Origin of the sequence: Actinopolymorpha cephalotaxi (genome assembly GCF_013408535.1) — a bacterium.
Classification (GTDB): Bacteria; Actinomycetota; Actinomycetes; order Propionibacteriales; family Actinopolymorphaceae; genus Actinopolymorpha; species Actinopolymorpha cephalotaxi.
Genome location: NZ_JACBZA010000001.1, coordinates 4,226,258 through 4,246,030 on the forward strand (window position 1 = coordinate 4,226,258; position 19,773 = coordinate 4,246,030).

Here is a 19,773-nt window from a genome sequence, read left to right on the forward strand (position 1 = left end):
GGGGGAACTCCATGACTGCCGTACCCGAACGATCCGCACCGACACCCGACCACCGAGAACGCCGCGAGCGCCGCGACCGCCTCGCCGGCGTGACTTTCTCGCAGGCGTTGCGGTGGCACCGCCCGCTGATGCTCCTGGCCGTCGCCATGGCGGTCGTCGGTGTCGTCGGCGTCGTCGGCCTGTTCGCCGACGACCGCGTAATTACCGGCATGCCCATCTGGGCCAAGCCGACGAAGTTCGCGGTCTCGATCCTGATCTACTCCGTCACCTGGGCGTGGCTGATCTCCCAGCTCCGGCACCTGCGCCGGACGGCCTGGTGGATGGGCACCGTCGCGGCCACCGGTCTGGCCGTGGAGATGGTGGTCATCGTCGGCCAGGTTCTGCGGGGTACGACGAGCCACTTCAACGAGACCACTCCGCTGAACGCCGCGCTGTGGAAGGCGATGGGCATCTCGATCGTCTTCGTGTGGGTGGCCACGCTGGTCGTCTGCGTGATCCTGTTCCGCAACCCCGGCCAGGACCGCGCCCGCGCCCTGGCCGTTCGGGCCGGCGCGCTCGTCGCCCTGTTGGGCATGGCGATCGGCTTCCTGATGGTGGTGCCGACCGCGCAGCAGCTCGCGTCGGACTCCGACATCATGGGCGCGCACACCGTCGGGCTCGCCGACGGCGGCGCCGGGCTCCCGCTGCTCGGCTGGAGCACCGTCGGCGGCGACCTGCGAATCCCGCACTTCGTCGGCATGCACGCGCTGCAGCTGATCCCGCTGGCCGCGCTGGCGCTGGAGTTCCTGGCCCGTGGCCTGCCTGTGCTGCGGGTGCCGACCGTCCGGCTGCGGCTGCTCGTGGTGATCGTCGCGGCGTATGTCGCGGAGCTGGCCCTGCTCACCTGGCAGGCGCTGCGCGGGCAGTCGATCATGCACCCGGACGTGCTGACCGACACCGCGGCGGTCGTGGTCCTGGTGTGGGTGGTCGCCGGGGTCCTCATGTCGCTGCGGGCGGGCCGGGGGCGGACCGGCGCCGGTGACGTCGACCCCGGCTCCGGTCACCAGCAGACGATGGTCTCCCCGGTGAGGTGATCGGAGGCCGCACTCACCAGGAACACCACGATCGAGGCCATGTCGTCGGGCTGGGCGACCTGTTGCAGACGCGACCGGTCGCTCTGGTCCGCGACGTTCCTGGTGGCGAGGAACCGGCCGGTGTAGGTCGGCGCGGGCGCGATGCAGTTGACGTTGACGTCGAAGGGCCGGAGCTCCTCGGCCAGGCAGCGGGTGTAGTGGGAGTTGGCGGCCTTGGCCGCGGCGTAGATGATGCCGTTGCGGGCGGGAACGTGCCCGGCGACCGAACCCACGTTGACGATCTTGCCGGTACGCCGTTCCCGCATGTGCCGGCCGGCGAACTTGCAGGTGTACATCGTGGTGAGCACGTTGCGTTCGACGACCGCGCGGATGTCCTCGGGGTCGATATCGAGGGCGTCGTTGGGGTCCGGGCGCGGACCGGTGGCGCCGATGTCGCCGCCGGCGTTGTTCACCACGATGTCCAGCCGGCCGAGCTCCTCGACGCTTCGCGCCACGAGACGTTCGGCGGCGGCCGGGTCGGTCAGGTCCGCGGGCACGAACACCGACCGCCGGCCGAGGGCACGCACCTCCTCGGCGACCGCCTCACCGGACTCCGCCTCGCCGAACTCCGCCGCCGCGCGGGCGTCCACGTCGTGGATGACGACGTCCGCGCCGAGCCGGGCCAGGTGCAGGGCGTAGTGCCGGCCGAGTCCGCGGCTCGACCCCGTCACCAGCGCCGCCCTTCCGGCGAGGTCCTCGTTCGGGTTCTGGCTCTGGGCCTGGGGGGTCTGTTCGGCGGTCACTTCTGCCCTCCGTGCCAGTCCTGCAGGGTGCGCACGTAGGCGATGCTCTGCAGCAGTTGGCGTTCCTCGTACGCCACGATCTCCTCCACCGGCTCACCCCGCTCGAACGGCGTACGCCAGTCGCCACCCGAAGGCCGTGCGTTCGCCTGCACGACACCCAGCGCCTGCGCCAGTTGCGCCGACGTCCGCGGCGGGTAGTCCGGCCAGAAGTCCGCCGCGAGGACCCGGATGTGGCGGGCCTCCAGCGCACCCAGCTCGATCGCCATGCTCACTCCGGGCGCGTGCTCGGCGAGCATGCCGAGCAGGGCCGGGAAGTCGGTCAGCCCCTGGCCGAGCGGGCACCGCACCAGGCGGTAGCCCTCCTCGCTGAGCCAGGTCCAGTAGTCCTTCAGGTGCACGTTCTTCACGTACGGCGCGACCCGGCGGAAGTAGTCGATCGGCTCCTCCGCGGTGGCCAGCGGGTTGCCGGTGTCGAGGTTGATCCCGAAGTGGGCCGAGGCGATCGACTCGCACAGGCCGAGAAGCTCCTCCGACGCGAGGTCCTGGTGGTTCTCCACGGCCAGGGTGACACCTGCCTGCTCGGCGAGTTCGGTGGCCGCGTGCAGCTTGACCGACACGTCGTCAAGGAACGCTTGCCAGCGGCCGGCGAGCGGGCGCCGGTCGCCGCCGATCTTCGCTCCGCCGATGACGGTACGCACGACCGGGGCGCCGACGCGTACGGCCAGCTCGAACACCCGGCCCAGCGCCTCCGGGTCGAACCCGGCGGTGTCGACGGTGACGAACAACCCGTGCTCGGCGGCGTACTCCCCCAGGTCCTCGGGGCTGTCGGCCAGCATGGTCGCGGGCAGCTCCACTCCCGCCAGGCCGAACCGCACCGCCTGGTCCATCACGTCCCGCGCGGTGACCGGTGTCCGGCCCGCCTTGGGATGCAGGCCCATGCTGTACGTCGTTCCGTACACCGACAGGCCGACCCGAAGCGGCGCGGTGCCGGTGCCGGTGCCCTCCGTGGCGTTCACTGGGCGGTCCAGCCGCCGTCGACGACCAGCGTCGAGCCGGTCATGAAACTGGACGCCGCCGAGGCCAGGAAGATCGCCGCGCCGGCGAGCTCCTCCGGGTTTCCCCAACGCCCCAAGGGGATCCGGTCGACGAAGTACTTGTTGGTCTCGGGGTTCTCGATCACCGGGATGTTGAGGTCGGTGGCGAACGGCCCCGGGCACAACGCGTTCACGGTGATGCCGTGGCCGGCCCACTCCAGCGCGAGCACCTTGGTCAGCTGCATGACCGCGGCCTTGCTGGAGCAGTACGCCGACCGGTCCGGCAGCGCGGACACGCCGAGCATGGAGCCGACGTTGATCACCCGCCCGTACCCCTGCGCCTTCATGTGCGGGGAGACCGCCCGGGCACACAGGTAGGGGGCCTTGAGGTTGGTGGCCTGCACGAGGTCCCAGCTCTCCTCGTCGAACTCCTCCACCGGCTTGCGGATGTTCACCCCGGCGTTGTTGACCAGGATGTCGAGGTGCCCGAACTCCTCCACCGTCGCGGCCACGGCGTCGTTCACGTCGGCCGCCCTGGTGACGTCGGCGCCGATGCCGAGCGTGCGCCGTCCGGTCTCCTGACCGATGTCGGCCGCCGCCTTCTCCGCCTGGGCCTGCTGCCGGCTGACGACGGCGACGTCCGCGCCGGCGCCGGCCAGCGCCCTGGCCATCACCAGCCCCAGACCGCGGTTCCCGCCGGTGACCAGGGCGACCCGGCCGCCGAGCTCGAACGACTCCAGACCCATGAACGCGAACCTTCCTCGTCGGTGACACCTACGCCGCGGTGCTGAGTGCGGCGCCTCCTGCCCGCGTCAACGTAGCGCTGACACCGGCGGTCGAGGGGTTCTCAGTCCGGGACCGGAAGTCCGGTTCGCGACGCGGTCGCGCCCAGGGACCGGTCACCTCCGGGTCTGCCGCGCCGTGCTCGACGACGGGCCACGCGGGTTGTGTCAAACCCCGATCTGCGTACTCTGGTGCACCTGAGACCGTGACTGCATCGGTGCGTCGATCCGACCTGCGGGGGAACCGACGAGTGCGGCCCGTTCCTGTCCCAGGGGAGAAGGGCGATGCATGAGCCGGCATCTGGTTGTTCGCACCCAAGCAGCCGTCCGCCTGGGCGTCGGCCCGGATGTCGGCGATGGCTGACGACCCGTTGGGCGACGCCCTGGCGGCGATCGTCGCAGAAGGTGGCGGCGCGGCGCCGCTTCGGGTGTGCCAGGCGGGTGTCGAGGCGCTGCCGATCGACGGTGCGGCCATCACCATGATGACCGCCCTGGACCGCCAGGAACCGGTCTGTGCCAGCGACGAGGTCGCCGGGCGCATCGACGAGCTGCAGTTCACCCTCGGCGAGGGGCCGTGCATGGAGGCCTTCGCGTCCGGCCGTCCGGTCATCATCCCGGACCTGCAGGAGCGGATCGACCGCCGCTGGCCGGTGTTCTCGCTGCACGCCCAGCGCACCGCCGCCCGTGGCCTGTACGTACTCCCCCTGCAACTCGGCGCGATCAAGGTCGGCGTGATGGACCTCTACAGCCTCGTTCCCGGTGGGCTGCCGCTGAGAGCCCTGACGAACGCGCTGCGGATGGCCGACGCGGCCATGTGGACGCTGCTCGACCGGCGCGGCGAGGACCATGGGGGACCGCTCGGCCACGACGCCGAGGTGATGTACGGACTCACCGACCTCCCCCTGCACCGGGCGGAGATCCACCAGGCGACAGGCGTGATCCTGGCGCAGGCGAATGTCTCCGCCGAGCAGGCCCTGGCCATGCTCCGGGCCTACGCATTCGCCAACGAACGCCCCATCGACGAGGTCGCCCGCGACGTCGTCGAACGACGACTGCGGTTCGCAGGAGGACCATCATGACGAACGGACCCGAGGGAGGTGTCAACGCCGTGAGTGACGTGCATCGCAGCCGAGCGCGCGAGCTGGCCGAGGTCCTGGTGACGCTCGCCGACTCCCTCGTCGACGACTACGACGTCATCGAACTGCTCCACCGGCTCACCGACGAGTGTGTGCACCTGCTGCCGGTCGACGCCGCCGGGCTGATGCTGTCCGACCATCGCGGCACCCTCCACCTCGTGTCCTCCTCGAGTGCGCAGGCCCGCCTGCTCGAACTCTTCCAGCTGCAGGCCGAACAGGGCCCGTGCATGGACTGTTTCCGTACGAGCCGGCAGGTGGCCGTCCCGGACCTGACCGGGGAGAGCAGGTGGCCGCGGTTCGCCGAGCAGGCGTCGGCCGCCGGTTACCACGCGGTGCACGCGGTGCCCCTGCGACTGCGCGAGGAGACGATCGGCGCGCTGAACCTGTTCAACGAACAGGCCGGGCCGCTGGAGTCGGACGAGCTTCGCATCGGCCAGGCGCTGGCCGACATCGCCACCATCGGCATCCTGCAGGAACGCGCCGTCCGCCACAACGACGTCCTCGTCGGGCAGCTGCAGGCCGCGCTGAACAGCCGCATCGTCATCGAACAGGCCAAGGGAGTGATCGCCGAACGCCATCGGATCGACGTGGCCGGCGCGTTCACGGTTCTGCGCGGATACGCCCGCGGCCACCGCCGCAAACTCACGGAGGTGGCCGTCGAGGTCGTGGAGGGCAAGCTGTCGATCCCTCGTTCGTGACGTCTGCAGCGTGCGAGGTCACTGCATGGTGGCGGCCACCTCGTCGGCGCCGATCCGGCCTCGCGCCGGGTCGGCGGCACCGGCCCGGACCACTCCCCGGCCGGCCAGGGTTTCGCCGCGCCGGGCGTCCGCGGTCGTCGTCGGCGGATCCGCGGGGCGCCGCCACTGCCAGTCGGTGACGGCCTGGTAGGCCGCGACGACCGACACCAGCCGGTCCTCGCCGTAGGGCAGTCCGCCGAGGATGGTCCCGATCGGCAACCCCGCGCCGGTGAACCCGATCGGGAACGCGATCTCGGGCAGGCCGAGGATGTCGAACGGCACCGGGCCGGTCTGCACCACCACGTCGCAGTGGTCGAAGATCTGGTCCAGAACGCGTTCCAGCAGGAGAAGTTTGGCCCGCTGGCCGGTGAGGAACTCGTTCCCGCCCAGCAGCGCGCCCTGCAGCCAGCCCAGCACCGAGACCCCGAAGCCCTGCAGGTTCTCACGCAGGTAGGGCATGAACGGCTCACTGCGTTCGGGCAACCGGACGTTGTTGAACTCGTTGCCGGTGAGCAGGTCCCACTCGTCGGGGAACGGCACGTCCACCAGCCGCGCACCTGGGATCGATGCCAGCTTCGTCAAGTACGCCTTGCGCGCCTGTGCCGTCTCCGAGCTCCCGTCGGCGAAGCCGGGCAGGATGCCGATCCTCGTCTGCCACCGCAAGCTCACCTTGCCTGCGCGGCGTACGGGGGTGGCGGCGGTGATCAGGTCGGGCACCGGCGGAAGTCCCTGCGTACGCGGGTCCTGCGGGTCCTCCCCCGCCATCGCGGTGAGCATGATGGCCGCGTCCTTCGCGTCCCGCGCCAGCGGTCCGGGATGGTCGCGGGTGTAGGTGAGCGGGATGATGCCGTGCAGGGACACCCTGCCCATGGTCGGCTTGAGGCCGGTGAGGTTCTGCGCATTGGACGGCGCGGTGATGGAGCCGCCGGTCTGGGTGCCCGTACCCGCGGTCGCCATCCGCCCGGCGACCGCGGTCGCGGTGCCGGTGGAGGAGCCGCCGGGATCGACGCGCGGGTTGGCCGGCGCCCAGGCGTTGACGGTGGTGACCACACCCGCCGGAGTGGTCGCCCGGGTGGTCGCCAGCGGACCCATCTGGGTCTTGCCCAGCACGATCGCGCCGTTGCCGGTCAGCCGGGCCACCGGCGTCGCGTCGTACGGCGGAACGAAGTCCTCGAACAGGTAGGAGTTCGCCGTCGTGTGCACGCCTCGCGTGTAGTAGTTGTCCTTGATGGCCAGCGGAATGCCGTGCAGCGGCCCGAGGTGCCGCGACCTTCCCGCGGCCCGCGCGGCCGCCATCGCCTGGCCGACCAGGACGACGTTGAACGCCTGGTAGGTCGCGTCGTAGGTGCCGATCCGGGCGAGGTAGGCCTCCAGCAGCCGCTCCGGGGTGAGCCGACGCTCCCTGATCATCCAGGCCGCCTCGGCCAGGGTGAGCTCGGTCGGGTCGGCCATCGCCTCCGGACGCGGCCGGACGTAGGCGTTCGGCTGGTCGAGGTCCGGATCGCGCCGGCCCGGTCTGCTGGTCAGGGCTGTCGCGGCCGTCGTTGCGGTAGTGGTCGCCGCGCCGGCGGTCGAGGGCAGGGCGACCGCGCCCATCGCGCCGGCCGTACCGGCAGCGGCCAGGGCGGCGGAGCGGGCAAGGAACACCCGGCGATCCACGCGCCGGTCGACGGGTTCGTTCGCCATCACTGCCGCCATTCGGTGCTGATCGAGGGATAGAGCATCGGCGCGTGCTGCTGCGACAGCGCTTTCGCGGTGTCCGCGTCGGCGCCGGCCGGTGCCGGAAGCTGGTAGCCGGCAAGAGTTCCGACGGTCCCCCGGACGAACGAACGCAACGACGCCAGTGCGGCGTCGCGGCCGGGTGCGCCGGTCCGCGGGTCCGGGTCGGTGCCGGCCGGAAGCTGGTCGAGGTCGATTCCCAGCGACGCGAGTCGGGCCCGGATCATCACGTCCAACTCGGCGTCGGTCGGTGGGGTGGGTGGCATGGATCTCCTTCGAGGGCTGCGGATGCGGGCGATGCAAGACCAACTTTCGGGGTCACCTGTGTCCGACAGGTAACACGCCGATCTCCCGCCCGTGAAGGCGATCACCTCGATCAGACCGGCCGACCCCGGTCGTGCCCTTCCTCGAAGAGGAACAGAACCTCGCCCGTCGTGGCGTCCACGACGGCGATTCCGTCGAACCGCATCCGCGCCCGGATCGCCTCGCGTTCGGCCCTGGTCAGGGACACCGGGCCGTGCAGGGTCGCGTCGATGTCCCGCCAGGTGAGTTCCCACACCAGCCGCCGGGTGAACGGGTCGGCCGGCCGGCCCGGATCCCCGATGCCGACCGAACCTGTCGTGCTGGCGAGCATCATTTCTGTGCGCGGCCGCCGGGGTGGTTGCCAGGTCGACCGCCCCTGGCTTTGTTCGTACGCCTGAACCGCGTCGCCGGCGGACAGTGTGGGAACGGTTCCAGCCGGCGCGGGGACGAGGTCCAGCCCCAGGCTCGGGTAGTGCCGGGCGCTCCTGGCCCGGTCACGCGCGTCGCCGGCGGCCGCGGCGGTGACGCCGACGCCGGGGACCACCAGCACGGCGGCGGCGACGGCCGACAGCAGAGCGCGCCTCGTGCTACGCCTCGGGGCGCGCCTTGCGGTGTCGTCGCGCGGATGCCCCGTGCCTGCTCGGTCCTGGTCCGGCATGCGCACAGTGTGCGCCCACCCCGGCGCCGACGCGAGCGTTCGAAAGTGGCGGATGATCCGCCACCTCGGCACACTGACCGGATGACTGACCGGATGGTGATCGGCATCCGCGAAGCGCGCGGCGAGGACGCGGCGCGGGTGACCCGGATCTACGTCGAGTCGTGGAACGCCGGGTTCGGGCACCTGATGGGGAGGATCAGCCTCGACGAAGCCCGGATCCGACGCTGGGAGCACGACCTCACCGATGGCCGGACCCGCTGGTGGGTGGCGGAGATCACCGAGGACCCGGACGAGGACGCGGGCGCGAACGCAACGAGAGCGGGGCGGATCGTCGGGCTGGCCGGAGCCGGTCCCAGCCGCGACCCGATCGACCCCCACCTCGGCGAACTCGACACGATCGCCGTCGACCCCACCTGCTGGCGCGCCGGCGTCGGGACCGCGCTGATGCTCACTGCGCTCAGGTCGCTGGCGGAGTCCGGCTACCGGGAGGCAGTGCTGTGGACGGTCACCGGCTATGCCCGCGGCCAGGCGTTCTACGAGTCGATGGGCTGGCGCCGGGACGGGGGCATCCGCGACGACGGACGCCAACTCTCCTTCCGGCACAGCCTCCGCGACGTCGAGGTGGAACCGCGAAAGTAGGGGTTCGGCCGGATCGGGCTTGACCTTGACGTGCGGGTCAGGGATTAGCGTCGCGGCGCGCCGGGTGATCACCCGCTCGCCGGCGCCTGCCACCCGCACACCGAGGAGCCTCCGTGACCAGCCCCCAGCCCACGTCGGACACCCACACCACGGACACCCGGCCCGCGCCCACGCCGCCGCGGACGTCGCGCGAGGTCCGGCTCGTCTCCGTACCCGACACACTTCCGCGCCCGGAGAACCTGTCCGTCGTGGAGACTGCCACCCCGGTCCCCGGCGCCGGCGAGGTGCTGCTGCGCAACCGGTTCTTCCACGTCTTTCCCGCCCTGCGCACGGTGATGGGCGACGGCGTGCCGGACGCGCCACTGACGCCGCTGCGCCCGGGTGACACGTTGTTCGGCGGGGCGATCGGGGAGGTGGTCTCCGCACCGGCCGGCTCCACGCTGCGCCCGGGAGACCTGGTCTCGCACGCGCAGGGGTGGCGGGAGTACGCGGTCGTGGCCGCGTCCGAATGCGCTCCCCTGGATGACGTGCTCCCCGATCCGATCGCCCACCTGTCGCAGGGATCGACGGCCTACGGCGCGCTCACCGACGCGGCCGGCGTACGCCCCGGCGACACGGTGTTCGTCTCCGGCGCGGCCGGCTCGCTGGGCTCGATGGCCGGTCAGCTCGCCCGGCTGCTCGGCGCTGGCCGGGTCGTCGGCAGTACGAGTACGCGGGCGAAGGCCGACCGGCTCGTCGCGGACCTGGGCTACGACGCCGTCCTGCTCCGGGGCCCGGAGCAGGACCCGATCGCCGACCAACTGGCCAAGGCCGCGCCGGACGGAATCGACGTCTTCTTCGACAACGTGGGCGGCGAGCAACTGCGGGCGGCGGTGGCGGCGGCCCGTCCGGGAGCGCGGTTGGTCCTGGTCGGCGCGCTGTCCTCGCAGCTCTCCCCGGACCGGCCCAGCCCGCACGCACCGGTCGAGATCGACTCGTTCGCGGTGATCCTCAGGCGGCTGCGGATCCAGGGGTTCAGCGGGCTGGACACCACGCCGTCGGTACGGGCGGAATGGGCCGAGAAGTTCGCCGGATGGCTGCGCACCGGGGACATCACCTTCCCCCACGTTCGGATCCAGGGCATCGAAAACGCCCCGCGGGCGTTGTACGACGCGGCAGCCGGCAAACACCTGGGCACGGTGGTCGTGGCGTTGTGAGACGCCCGCGGGCCCACGAACTCGACGGAGGCGACATGCGAATCGGCGACGCGGCCGCGGCGGCGGGCACCACCGCACGGGCACTGCGGTTCTACGAGCAACGCGGACTACTCCCCGAACCGACCCGGACGGTGGCGGGATACCGCGAGTACACCCACCGCGACGTGTCCCGGGTGCGGCTCGTCCGGGAACTGCTCGCCCTGGGCCTGACCGTGGAGGACGTGCGCGGCTGCGGGGACTGGCTGGACGAGGCGGCGACCGACGGTCTGCCGAAGCGGTGCGCGGCGACCGCGGAGACCAGCGAGCGGGCCGGGATCGCCGAACGCCGGCTGGCCGCGCTGGACGCCGAGATCGCCCGGCTCACCGAGACCCGCGACCGGCTGGCGGCCCGGGTGCGCGCGAGCGCCCCGGCCGGATAGGCGGACCCGGGCCGGATCCTCTCGGGACTCGCGGGCGTCACCGTAACCGCCGAACCACTGGACTACTACGTCAGCCGATGTATCGTACGGCGTAGTAAAGGGTCCGTGGACGGCGGAGGAGGAACGGTGGCGCCGGAGACCGACGCGGGGGTACTCGTGCTGACCAGCCTCGCCGGAGGCGAGAAGCACGGGTACGCGATCACCCAGGACATCGCCGAGCGGGTGGGCGTGACGCTGGGACCGGGCACGCTGTACGGCGTACTCGCCCGGCTGGAGGAAGGCGGCCTGATCGAGGCGCTGCCGGCCCAGGCCCGGCGCCGCCCCTACCGCCTCACCGCCACCGGGGCGGAGGCGCTCACCGAGCAGCTACGCCAGATGCGGCTGGTCGCCGACCTGGGCACCCGCCGGCTGCGAACGGCCGAAGCGCGGTGAGGCCGAGGGCGCTGGTCGCGCTGTATCCCCCGGCCTGGCGCGAGAGGTACGGCGAGGAGTTCGCGGCGCTCCTGGAGGACACCGGCGTTCACCTCCGCCAGGTCCTGGACGTTCTTCCGGCGGCGGCGTCCGCGTGGATCCGGCCGGCCGCGCACCTGCACGACCGCGCCGCCCGGATGCGGGCCAGCGTCACCATGACGTTGTTCGCCTGGGTCACGCTCACCGCCGGCACCGTCGTCTTCGGCCAACTGCACGACGACTCCGTGCCCGGCGGCGCCGGCGGTGGACTGCGCGCGGTGTACGTCGCCTGCGCGGCGGCGTCGACGGTGGCGCTGGTGCTGGGCGGGCTGCCGCTGGCGGGTGCTGTCGTGCGCGCCGGCCGCCGCCGCGTCCGGACCGTCGCCGCCCTGGGCGTACCCGTCGTCGCGGCCGCGGGCTTCCTCGCCGTCGCGGTGGCGGTCACCCGGCTCGTGCCGCACTCTCCCCGGCCAGGGGTGGGGATCGGCACGACGTGGTTTCTCGCGTTGACCGCGGTCGGTGCCGTGGCAGCCCTCACGGCGGCGTCCGGACCGGCGGCGGCGTTCCGGCGTACGCCGGTGACCGGGCGGCCGCTCGTGGCGGCCGTGGTCGCGGGCGCGGTCGCCGTCGTCTCGATGGCCGCCGCGGCCGGCAGCGGCCTGGCCGCCGTGGTCGTCCCGGCTGTCACCGGACCCTCCGCGCCGGGCGGGCTGCCCGGGCCGCTCCTCGCCTACGGCGCCGGGATGGCGCTCACGCTGGTGGTGGCGGCGACGTCCTGCGTGCGGGGCCTGCGAGCCGCCACGCCGAACCGACGGAGCGGTCATGGCCAGGGCTGAACGACGCCGGCGTGGGCCACTCCGCCGGGCGCTCACCGTCGTAGTCACCGTCCTCCTCGCCGTGGTGGTGATCTGCGCGGCGTACGTCGGCTACGTCGCGGTCCGCGGCGCCCGGCCGGTGACCCTTCCCGCACCCACCGGGAGGTACGCCGTCGGACGCGTGACCTACGACTGGACCGACGCCGGGCGGGCCGACCCGCTCGCACCACACCCCGGTGCGGCCCGCGAACTGTCGGTCTGGCTGTGGTACCCCGTCTCCCGGGCGGACGCCTGGCGAGGGCACCACGCCGGCTACGCGCCAGGCGCGTGGAGCAACCTGCACTTCCCGGGTCTCGTCGGGGTCGGCGAGAGCAGCTTCGGCAAGCTCCGGATCCATGCGCGCGAAGGCGAACCGGTCGCGAACGGGAGGTTCCCGGTGGTCGTGCTCGAGCCCGGCCTGGGCTTCGCCGCGCCGCAGTACACCACTCTCGCGGAGAACCTCGCGAGCCACGGCTACCTCGTCGCGGGCGTCACACCGACCTACAGCGCCAACCTCACCGTCGTGCACGGCAGGCCGGTGAGGTCGACCGACGCGGGGAACCCGAACGACCTGGAGGGCGGCTCCGCGCGGGCCGTCGCCGCGGCGAACAGGATCGTCGGCGTGTGGGCGGCCGACGCGCAGTTTGCCGCCCGCCGGGTGGCCGCCCTCGACCGCGCCATGGACAGGCCTGGCGGCGACCTTGACCTCCGCGGGCACGTGGACACCGGCCGGGTCGCCTACGCCGGGCACTCCTTCGGCGGGGCGGCGTCGCTGGAGGCCTGCCGAGCCGACGCAGCCTGCGCGGGAGCGGTCGACCTCGACGGCAGGGAGTTCGGCCCCGTCGTGCACACCGGGCTGCGGGCGCCGCTGATGCTCCTCGGCAGCGAGAACTCCTGCATCACCGGCACCTGCTCGGCCGCGAGCAGCGGCGACCGCGGCGATCTGGCGGCCGCGCATTCGCTGCTGGCGGCGAGCACGGGCGAGGAGTATGCGTACTCGATCACCGGTGCGCGGCACTTCAACTTCACCGACTACGGGGCGTACTACCTCGCGTGGCCACTGCACGCGCTGCTGGCGCTGGGGTCCATAGACGGCGACCGCGCACTGGAGGTGCAGAACGCCTACCTGGTGGCGTTCCTCGACCACGTGGTGCACGGCTCCACCCGGCCGCTGCTCACCGCCCCGCACCCGAAGGACTTTCCGGAGGTACGCCTGCTCCGCCACCGCGCCGCGGCCGAGCCGGCGTCGCCGTGACCGGGGCGAGCGTCTCCCACTCCTCGGCGAGCCGGGTCAACCGGCCGAGGACGATGTCGCGGCGGGACACGTCGACGCCCCCCAGGTGGTCCGGCCAGCCGTACAGAACCATCCGGAGCTCTGCGGCCACCGTCGCCGACCGAAGCGTCGCGTCGAGCGGGATGCCGCGCGCCCGCGCGTAGGCGGCGAGCATGGCCTCCCGCGGCGGCTCGGCGCCGTCGAACTCCGCACGCTGCCACAGCAACGCCAGGTCTCCCGGCCCGTGGCCCAGGCCGACCTCCTGCCAGTCGATCCACACGAACTCGCCATCGGCGTCGCGCAGCAGGTTGTCGGCATGCCAGTCGCCGTGGCACAGACAGGCCGGCAGCCGGGACAGCGCGGCGTCGAACTCGGCGGCCTGGTCCAGCAACGGCTCGGCGAGCCGCTCCCGGCCCAGCCGCCGCCAGGCCGCACGGACACCGTGGGCAGCCGCGGCCGCGCCGCCGACGTCGCCGCGGGTCAGCCGGCCACCTCCGGCGGCACTCTCCAGGACCTCCGGCCGATGCAGCGCGCCGAGCTGGGCCGCCGCGTCGTCCCAGTCGCGCGCGGACCACCGGTCCGGCGGCGGCGCGGGGCGCGCGTGAGTGAGCAGCAGCACGGTCCGCCCATCCGGCGTCTCGGCACCGGCGAGCAACCGCGGCGTGCGCACCGGCAGCCTGTCGGCCACCTCGCGGTAGAAGCCGAGCTCCCGTCGGGCGCGGTCACCACCGCCGGTCACCTTGAGGACGACCTCCCGGCCGCCGTCCAGGGACAGCAGGTGGACGGCCGAACCGGAAGCGCCTCCGGCCAGGCGGCGATGCCGGCGCACCCGGCCGAGCGCGACCGGCAGGTTGGGCCCGAGCGCGGCGAGCGCCCGGTCGACGGAGTCCCCTTCGGTGGGCGGCGTGTCCGGCGGTCCGTTCATCGGTTCCTCCGTGATCGGCAGGAGAACCATGGCCGGCGAACCATGGCGACCCTGGTATAGCAGCGACCGCCGACACACCGTCGGTGCCGACGACACCCGGGACCGACGTCGAGGCCGGCACCCGCGACCGGGAAAGCTTTCGTATGGTGACCCGGTGACCGACACCACCACCTCGTTGCACCGGATGACGGACGCGGACCGGCCCCTGATCGACCGGTTGTGGCAGTTGTACGCGCACGACCTGTCGGAGTTCCGCGGCACGATGCCCGACGCCGCGGGCCTGTTCAAGTGGACCCGGGTTCCCGACTACTTCGACGACCCGGACAGGTGCGGCTACCTCGTCCTGCACGGCAGCGCACCGGCCGGGTTCGCGCTGGTACGCGGGTTGAAGGACGACAGCCGGCTGATGGGCGAGTTCTTCGTCGTCCGGGCGGTACGCCGCCGTGGGGTGGGTCACGACGTCGCGCTCGAACTGCTGCGCCTGCACCCCGGCAGGTGGGAGATCCCGTTCCAGGAGGAGAACCCCGGGGCGGCGAGGTTCTGGCGGCGGATCGCGACCGAGGTGGCCGGAGACAGGTGGACCGAGGAGCGCCGCCCGGTGCCGGGAAAGCCGCAGATTCCGCCGGACGTCTGGCTGTCCCTCACGGTCTGAGAGATCGGCCCGAGAGATCGGTCCGAGAGATCGGTCCGCCTGACCAGGGGATTCGCGCGAGGATGAGAAAATCCTCATTTCCCGGTGGTTAATTGTGTGACGAAAAGCCGGACAAAATTCCGCACTTCGCGGTGGCCTGCGGCTAACGTCTCTCACGCGTGAGGGCCTTGCGGTCGCGTTCTGCGACCGCTTGCGTCTCTCACGCGCGGGGCTTCAGCCCGAGCAGTTGCCGCCGCCAGGGGGATGTGCAGAGGCGGCGCGTGTCCCAATCACACAAGGGGAAACCACCGTCGTGCCAGCCTTGCTCGCTCCGGTTCGCCAGACAAAGCCGACCGGAGGAGAACTCTTCCTGCCCACCGCACCCTCCGACGCCGAACTCTACGCATATCTCGGTCCGCAACGCAGATGGGTTCTGCTGGTGATGACCGGCGCTTTCGCGTGTGCGTCGATCAGCCTTTTCAGGTTCTCCACCCACCAGTGGATTCTCGCGCCGTTTCTGTGCGTACTCGCGCTGAACGCCGTCTGCACGGTGATCTCCCTGCGTTCGGGGCAGAACACCCGCCGGATATCCCGGGTCTCCCACCAAAGCCTCACCGGACTGTGGAACCCCGCCCGGATCCCGTCCGTGGACGTGTTCCTGCCGACCGCGGGAGAACCGCTGGAGGTGCTCGCCAACACCTACGCGCACGTCGCCGCGATGTCCTGGCCGGGGACGCTGCGGGTGTACGTCCTGGACGACAGTGCCCGCGAGGAGGTCGAACGTGCCGCCCTCGCCGCCGGCTTCACCTACCTCAGCCGTCCCGACCGGGGTCAGTGGAAGAAGGCCGGCAACCTCCGGTTCGGTTTCGACCACAGCGACGGTGACCTGATCGCGGTGTTCGACGCGGACTTCTGCCCGCGCCCGGACTACCTCTTCCACCTCGTGCCCTACCTGGACGACCCGAAGGTGGGGATCGCCCAGTCGCCGCAGTGTTTCGAGACCAGGCCGGAGATGGGCTGGCTGCAGCGGACCGCGGGCGCCACCCAGGAACTCTTCTACCGTTGGGTGCAGCCCTCCCGTGACGCGGCCGGCGCGCCGATCTGCGTGGGCACCTGCGCGGTGTACCGGCGCTCGGCGCTGGCCGAGGTCGGCGGCTTCGCGCTGATCGAGCACTCCGAGGACGTGCACACCGGCGTGAAGCTGCTGTCCGGCGGGTACGTCACCCGCTACGTGCCCGTGCAGATCGCCCGCGGGATGTGCCCGGACGACCTGGCCGGCTTCTGCAACCAGCAGTACCGCTGGTGCACCGGGTCGATGAGCCTGCTGGCCAGCAAGGACTTCCACAGCCTTTCGCTCACCTGGCGGCAGCGGGCCTGTTTCTGGAGCGGCTTCCTCTACTACGTCTCCACCGCGGTGAACGTCTTCCTGCTGCACCTTCCGGGCCTGGTGATGGAGTTCGGCTACCCCGAGGACATCCGCGCGAGCCACTTCCTCGTCCTGTTGCCGGCCGCCTGGGTGTGGCTGGTGCTGCTGCCGGTGGTGTTCCGCTCGCGGTGGAGGTTCGAGGTGCTGCGGGTCCAGATGGTCTACAGCTTCGCCCACGCGGTCGCGATCTGGCACGTCCTGCGCGGGCGTACGGCCGGCTGGGTGCCGACGGGGTCTCTCGGCGCGGGCGGCGCCGGCAGCGGTGGCAGCGGTGGCGGCGGTGGCAACGGTGGCGGCAGTGGTGCCCGGCTGGCGAGGACCATCACCATCGTCGCCGTGGTGTGGCTCGGCGGCTACACGATCGCCGCGTGGGTGGGGATCGTCGCGGGCGTCATGACGTACGGGCTGGACGCCTTCTGGCTGATGGCCGCGTTCGTCGCCGGCTACACCTACCTCGTCGTCCCCCTGGTGCTGGACGGCATCCGGTTGCTGACCGGACAGCCCGCCGGCCGCCGGGTGGCTGCCGCACCGTCTGCTCGGCGGTCGGCGCCCGTGCTGACCGCTCACAGCACCGTGACCGGCGCCGTGACCGTGGACAGGACCGCCGAATGAGTGCCGACCGCATGCCGGACCACCTGATGGACCGTACGCAGGGCCACCTGGCGGACCGTACGCAGGACCTCCGGCCGGTCGACGTTTCGGACGACCCGCCCACCTCGGCCAGCCTTGCCTGGCCGGAGGCGGTGGCGATCACCGTACTTCTGCTCGCCGTGGCCCTGCTCGCCTCCGGCTGGATCGATCCGATGCTGCCGTGGCGGCGCTGACCGCACCTTCGAGGAGCCCCGTGAAATCCCCCCGTTTCCGGCCCGACATCGAGGGGCTGCGCGCGGTTGCCGTCGCCGCGGTCCTGCTCTTCCACGCCGGCGTCCCGCACCTCGCCGGCGGCTTCGTCGGAGTGGACGTCTTCTTCGTCATCTCCGGGTTCCTCATCGGCGGGCTGCTCCTCGCCGAACTCGAGAGCACCGGACGCGTGTCGCTGCGCAAGTTCTACGCCCGGCGCGCCCGCCGCATCCTGCCCGGCGCCGCGCTGGTGATCGTCGTGGTCGCGGTGGTGTCCTGGCTGGTGCTTCCGCCGTTGCGGGTGGTCGACGTGGCCCACGACGCGCTCGCCTCGGCGGCGTACGTCGTGAACTGGCACTTCGTCGGCACCGAGACCAACTACCTGGCGGCCGGCCGGGAGGCCAGCCCCCTGCTGCACTACTGGTCGCTGTCGGTCGAGGAGCAGTTCTACCTGCTGTGGCCGGCGTTGCTGATCGGCGCCGGCTGGTTCGCCCGCCGGACCGGGCGCGGCGTCCGGGGCGTACGGACGATGGTCGCGGTGGTGACCGTCCTCGTCGCGGCCGGGTCGTTCGCGGTCTCGCTGGTGTGGACGCACTCGACGGGACCCCTTGCCTACATGGGAACTCCGGCCCGGGCGTGGCAGTTCGCGCTCGGCGCCGGGCTGGCCCTGCTCGTCCGCCACGGCCGGTCGCTGCCGTTCCCCCTGCCGGCGCTGGTCGGCTGGGCCGGGGTGGCCGCGATCGGCTGGTCCGTGGTCACCGTCGCCGGCACGACCAACTGGCCCGGGACCGGCGCGCTCGTGCCGACCCTGGGCGCGGTCGCAGTGATCGCCGCCGGGATGGGGACGCCGGGGTCGGGTCGCTTCGGTCCGGGCCGGGCGCTGGCCACCCGGCCGATGCGGTACGCCGGACGGCTGTCGTACTCGCTGTACCTGTGGCACTGGCCAGTGCTCGTCCTCGTCCAGGCGGTCACCGGCCCACTGACCTGGCCGGTCCGGCTCGCGGTGGTGGCGGCCTCGGCGATCCCCGCGGCGGCCGGCCTGAGGCTGCTGGAGACGCCGATCCGCTTCTCCCCCGTCGTCACCGCCCGGCCCGGGCGCGGCCTGTCCGTCGGCCTCACCGCGACGGTCCTGCCGGTGTGCATGGCGCTGCTGCTGGGCGCCACCGCCCTGCACACGTTGACGAACACGCCGGTGGCCGCCGCGGCGCCGCGCACCGGCCTGCGGCTGAGTGGGCCGGACCTGTCCGCGGACCCGTTCGAGTCGTCCGGCTCGGATCGCACCGGCGGACCGACCCGTCCCTCACCCGGCCGGGCGCGCACCGACAACCAGCACTATCCGCGACGGTGCATCCTGGCACCGAAGGAGATCACCGAACCGCCCTGCCTCCTCGGCCCGGCGGACGCCGACGGCCGGGTCGTGCTGATCGGGGACTCCCACGCCGGGCAGTGGTACGGCGCGGTGGCCGCGATCGCGGCCGAGCACCACTGGGCCGTGGAGGTGTACAACAAGTCGGGCTGTCCCCTGCCGACCATCTCGGTGTCGAGTCCCCAACTGGGGCAGACGTTCCACGAGTGCGACACCTGGCGGGATCATGCGCTGAAGCGGTTGCGGCAGGGGCCTCGTCCCAAGCTGGTCTTCCTCGCCACTCTGAACCGCTACACCACCGACCGCGACCGGCTCCTGCGCGGTTGGGCCAGGACCCTGAAGCCGCTGCGCGCCCTCGACATGCCGCTGGTCTACCTGCGGGACACACCGTTTCCGGCCGAGGACGTGCCGTCCTGCGTGTCCGGCACGCTCGACCGCTGGGACCGGTGCGCGTTCCCGCGCGCGGACGCACTGCGTCCGGACCCGCTGGCGGAGGCGATCCGGGCCGGCCGGCAGCCCGGCGTACACCTGGTCGACGTCAACAACTTCCTGTGCCCACCCGGGCCGAAGTGCCCGGTCGTGCGCGGAACGACGTTGCTGTACCGGGACGGCTCCCACCTGACGAACACGGCGGTCAACGCGCTGGCACCGGCCGTCGACGCGCAACTGGAAGCCCAGCGGGTGCTCCCGGCCCGGCCGGCGAAGCTCAGCGCCGGGGTCCGGCAGTCCGGCCCGGTCACGCCGGGGCCTGCCCAGGCACGCGAGGACTGGGGTGAGCGCTCGGAGAAGTGCCTGGCGGGGCCGTCGGTCCGTACCGCCACCGGCTGCTGGTACGGCGCGCAGCGATTCCGGTACACGGTCGTGCTCCTCGGCGACTCCCACGCCTTCGAGTGGGTGCCGACGTTGGACATCATCGCCCGTGCGCACCGGTGGCGGCTGCTGGTGCTGACCAAGCAGGGCTGCCCGGCGGCGATGCTGCACGGAGTGAGGAACCCCAAGACCGGCCGGGCGTACGACGCGTGCGACGTGTGGCGGCGGTCGGCGTTCCGGCGGATGCACGAGGTGCGGCCGGACGCCGTGGTCCTCGCGCAACTGGGCCGGTACGCCACTGCCCCGGACGTCCTGAAGACCGCCTGGGCACCCACCCTGGACGCGATCAAGGTGCTCGGCGTGCCGATGGTGTATCTGCGGGACACGCCCTACCCGGGCAAGGACATCCCCACCTGCGTGTCGGCGCATCTGGACGACTGGGACGCGTGTGCGTTCGGCGCGTCGAAGGCGGTGCTGCCCGACCCGGCCGCGAACCTGCTCCGGGCCGGGTGGTACCCGCGCACCACGGTGGTGGACCTGAACGGCGCCCTGTGTCCGGGCGGGCGCTGCCCGGCGGTGTGGGACGGGACACTGGCCTACCTGGACCACTCCCACCTCACCGCGACGTTCGCCCGCCAGCTCGCGCCCGCCCTGGCCAGTGCCATGCGGACGTCGCCGCTGCTGCAACCGCTCCTCGCGGCACCCTGACGGTCGGGCCCG

General features: G+C 72.3%; 20 protein-coding genes. 13 read left to right on the forward strand and 7 right to left on the reverse strand.

Features of this window, described 5'->3' with window-relative positions:
- Positions 1-11 precede the first annotated feature (11 nt).
- Positions 12-1,073, forward strand: a complete 1,062-nt coding sequence (locus tag FHR37_RS18660; protein WP_175542346.1) for a hypothetical protein — start codon at positions 12-14, stop codon at positions 1,071-1,073.
- Here the strand turns inward: FHR37_RS18660 and FHR37_RS18665 are convergent.
- Genes FHR37_RS18665 through FHR37_RS18675 form a run of 3 tightly spaced genes read right to left on the reverse strand, consistent with a single transcriptional unit; the run spans position 1,040 to position 3,635 of the window.
- Positions 1,040-1,855, reverse strand: a complete 816-nt coding sequence (locus FHR37_RS18665; RefSeq protein WP_092881087.1) for an SDR family NAD(P)-dependent oxidoreductase — start codon at positions 1,853-1,855, stop codon at positions 1,040-1,042. The genes FHR37_RS18660 and FHR37_RS18665 overlap by 34 nt on opposite strands.
- Positions 1,852-2,871, reverse strand: a complete 1,020-nt coding sequence (locus FHR37_RS18670; protein ID WP_237768571.1) for a sugar phosphate isomerase/epimerase family protein — start codon at positions 2,869-2,871, stop codon at positions 1,852-1,854. The genes FHR37_RS18665 and FHR37_RS18670 overlap by 4 nt, the downstream gene beginning before the upstream one ends.
- Positions 2,868-3,635, reverse strand: coding sequence for an SDR family NAD(P)-dependent oxidoreductase (locus FHR37_RS18675; RefSeq protein WP_092881085.1), 768 nt, complete (start codon positions 3,633-3,635; stop codon positions 2,868-2,870). Before FHR37_RS18675 ends, FHR37_RS18670 begins: the two co-directional genes overlap by 4 nt.
- A gap of 392 nt (positions 3,636-4,027) precedes the next feature.
- On the opposite strand from FHR37_RS18675, the gene FHR37_RS18680 reads away from it, so the two are divergent.
- Complete coding sequence (locus FHR37_RS18680) at positions 4,028-4,750, forward strand: GAF and ANTAR domain-containing protein (protein ID WP_175542345.1); 723 nt, start codon at positions 4,028-4,030, stop codon at positions 4,748-4,750.
- A complete protein-coding gene (locus tag FHR37_RS18685) occupies positions 4,747-5,505 on the forward strand; it encodes a GAF and ANTAR domain-containing protein (RefSeq protein WP_092881081.1) in 759 nt (252 codons plus the stop codon). Before FHR37_RS18680 ends, FHR37_RS18685 begins: the two co-directional genes overlap by 4 nt.
- Positions 5,506-5,523: 18 nt before the next feature.
- Here FHR37_RS18685 and FHR37_RS18690 read toward each other — a convergent pair whose 3' ends face one another.
- The 3 genes from FHR37_RS18690 to FHR37_RS18700 all read right to left on the reverse strand — a co-directional run bounded on the left by FHR37_RS18690 (position 5,524) and on the right by FHR37_RS18700 (position 8,224).
- Complete coding sequence (locus FHR37_RS18690) at positions 5,524-7,230, reverse strand: amidase (RefSeq protein ID WP_237768570.1); 1,707 nt, start codon at positions 7,228-7,230, stop codon at positions 5,524-5,526.
- Positions 7,230-7,529, reverse strand: a complete 300-nt coding sequence (locus FHR37_RS18695) for a hypothetical protein (RefSeq protein WP_092881077.1) — start codon at positions 7,527-7,529, stop codon at positions 7,230-7,232. Before FHR37_RS18695 ends, FHR37_RS18690 begins: the two co-directional genes overlap by 1 nt.
- 110 nt (positions 7,530-7,639) lie before the next feature.
- On the reverse strand, positions 7,640-8,224 hold the full coding sequence (locus tag FHR37_RS18700; protein WP_139238816.1) for a hypothetical protein: 585 nt from the start codon (positions 8,222-8,224) through the stop codon (positions 7,640-7,642).
- 81 nt (positions 8,225-8,305) lie between these two features.
- On the opposite strand from FHR37_RS18700, the gene FHR37_RS18705 reads away from it, so the two are divergent.
- From FHR37_RS18705 to FHR37_RS18730, 6 genes are all read left to right on the forward strand, one after another.
- Positions 8,306-8,863: a GNAT family N-acetyltransferase gene (locus FHR37_RS18705; RefSeq protein ID WP_175542344.1), complete on the forward strand. Its 558-nt coding sequence runs from the start codon at positions 8,306-8,308 to the stop codon at positions 8,861-8,863.
- 113 nt (positions 8,864-8,976) lie between these two features.
- Positions 8,977-10,059 (forward strand): MDR family NADP-dependent oxidoreductase, encoded by a 1,083-nt coding sequence (locus FHR37_RS18710; RefSeq protein ID WP_092881071.1) that lies wholly within the window; start codon positions 8,977-8,979, stop codon positions 10,057-10,059.
- A 35-nt stretch (positions 10,060-10,094) separates the two neighbouring features.
- Positions 10,095-10,478, forward strand: a complete 384-nt coding sequence (locus tag FHR37_RS18715; RefSeq protein ID WP_092881069.1) for a MerR family transcriptional regulator — start codon at positions 10,095-10,097, stop codon at positions 10,476-10,478.
- A 126-nt stretch (positions 10,479-10,604) separates the two neighbouring features.
- The gene (locus FHR37_RS18720) at positions 10,605-10,910 is read left to right on the forward strand and encodes a PadR family transcriptional regulator (protein ID WP_092881067.1); all 306 of its coding nucleotides are present in this window, start codon (positions 10,605-10,607) and stop codon (positions 10,908-10,910) included.
- Positions 10,907-11,764, forward strand: coding sequence for a hypothetical protein (locus FHR37_RS18725; RefSeq protein WP_092881065.1), 858 nt, complete (start codon positions 10,907-10,909; stop codon positions 11,762-11,764). Before FHR37_RS18720 ends, FHR37_RS18725 begins: the two co-directional genes overlap by 4 nt.
- Positions 11,751-13,037, forward strand: coding sequence for an alpha/beta hydrolase (locus tag FHR37_RS18730; RefSeq protein WP_092881063.1), 1,287 nt, complete (start codon positions 11,751-11,753; stop codon positions 13,035-13,037). The genes FHR37_RS18725 and FHR37_RS18730 overlap by 14 nt, the downstream gene beginning before the upstream one ends.
- On the opposite strand, the gene FHR37_RS18735 is transcribed toward FHR37_RS18730, so the two are convergent.
- Entirely contained in the window at positions 12,958-13,980 is a 1,023-nt protein-coding gene (locus FHR37_RS18735; protein WP_175542343.1) for a phosphotransferase family protein, read from the reverse strand. The two genes, FHR37_RS18730 and FHR37_RS18735, sit on opposite strands and share 80 nt — an antisense overlap.
- 154 nt (positions 13,981-14,134) lie before the next feature.
- On the opposite strand from FHR37_RS18735, the gene FHR37_RS18740 reads away from it, so the two are divergent.
- From FHR37_RS18740 to FHR37_RS18755, 4 genes are all read left to right on the forward strand, one after another.
- Positions 14,135-14,632: a GNAT family N-acetyltransferase gene (locus FHR37_RS18740; RefSeq protein WP_237768569.1), complete on the forward strand. Its 498-nt coding sequence runs from the start codon at positions 14,135-14,137 to the stop codon at positions 14,630-14,632.
- Positions 14,633-14,924: 292 nt separating this feature from the next.
- Complete coding sequence (locus FHR37_RS18745; RefSeq protein WP_202817900.1) at positions 14,925-16,649, forward strand: glycosyltransferase family 2 protein; 1,725 nt, start codon at positions 14,925-14,927, stop codon at positions 16,647-16,649.
- Positions 16,646-16,861: a hypothetical protein gene (locus FHR37_RS18750; RefSeq protein WP_092881059.1), complete on the forward strand. Its 216-nt coding sequence runs from the start codon at positions 16,646-16,648 to the stop codon at positions 16,859-16,861. Before FHR37_RS18745 ends, FHR37_RS18750 begins: the two co-directional genes overlap by 4 nt.
- Positions 16,862-16,881: 20 nt before the next feature.
- On the forward strand, positions 16,882-19,761 hold the full coding sequence (locus FHR37_RS18755; RefSeq protein ID WP_175542342.1) for an acyltransferase family protein: 2,880 nt from the start codon (positions 16,882-16,884) through the stop codon (positions 19,759-19,761).
- Positions 19,762-19,773: the final 12 nt, after the last annotated feature.

Bases quoted from the DNA above. Each gene is read 5' to 3' on its own strand.
- FHR37_RS18660 (WP_175542346.1), top strand. From the start codon at position 12: ATGACTGCCGTACCCGAACGATCCGCACCGACACCCGACCACCGAGAA.
- FHR37_RS18675 (WP_092881085.1), bottom strand. From the start codon at position 3,635: ATGGGTCTGGAGTCGTTCGAGCTCGGCGGCCGGGTCGCCCTGGTCACC.
- FHR37_RS18680 (WP_175542345.1), top strand. From the start codon at position 4,028: ATGGCTGACGACCCGTTGGGCGACGCCCTGGCGGCGATCGTCGCAGAA.
- FHR37_RS18685 (WP_092881081.1), top strand. From the start codon at position 4,747: ATGACGAACGGACCCGAGGGAGGTGTCAACGCCGTGAGTGACGTGCAT.
- FHR37_RS18690 (WP_237768570.1), bottom strand. From the start codon at position 7,230: ATGGCGAACGAACCCGTCGACCGGCGCGTGGATCGCCGGGTGTTCCTT.
- FHR37_RS18695 (WP_092881077.1), bottom strand. From the start codon at position 7,529: ATGCCACCCACCCCACCGACCGACGCCGAGTTGGACGTGATGATCCGG.
- FHR37_RS18700 (WP_139238816.1), bottom strand. From the start codon at position 8,224: ATGCCGGACCAGGACCGAGCAGGCACGGGGCATCCGCGCGACGACACC.
- FHR37_RS18705 (WP_175542344.1), top strand. From the start codon at position 8,306: ATGACTGACCGGATGGTGATCGGCATCCGCGAAGCGCGCGGCGAGGAC.
- FHR37_RS18715 (WP_092881069.1), top strand. From the start codon at position 10,095: ATGCGAATCGGCGACGCGGCCGCGGCGGCGGGCACCACCGCACGGGCA.
- FHR37_RS18730 (WP_092881063.1), top strand. From the start codon at position 11,751: ATGGCCAGGGCTGAACGACGCCGGCGTGGGCCACTCCGCCGGGCGCTC.
- FHR37_RS18735 (WP_175542343.1), bottom strand. From the start codon at position 13,980: ATGAACGGACCGCCGGACACGCCGCCCACCGAAGGGGACTCCGTCGAC.
- FHR37_RS18750 (WP_092881059.1), top strand. From the start codon at position 16,646: ATGAGTGCCGACCGCATGCCGGACCACCTGATGGACCGTACGCAGGGC.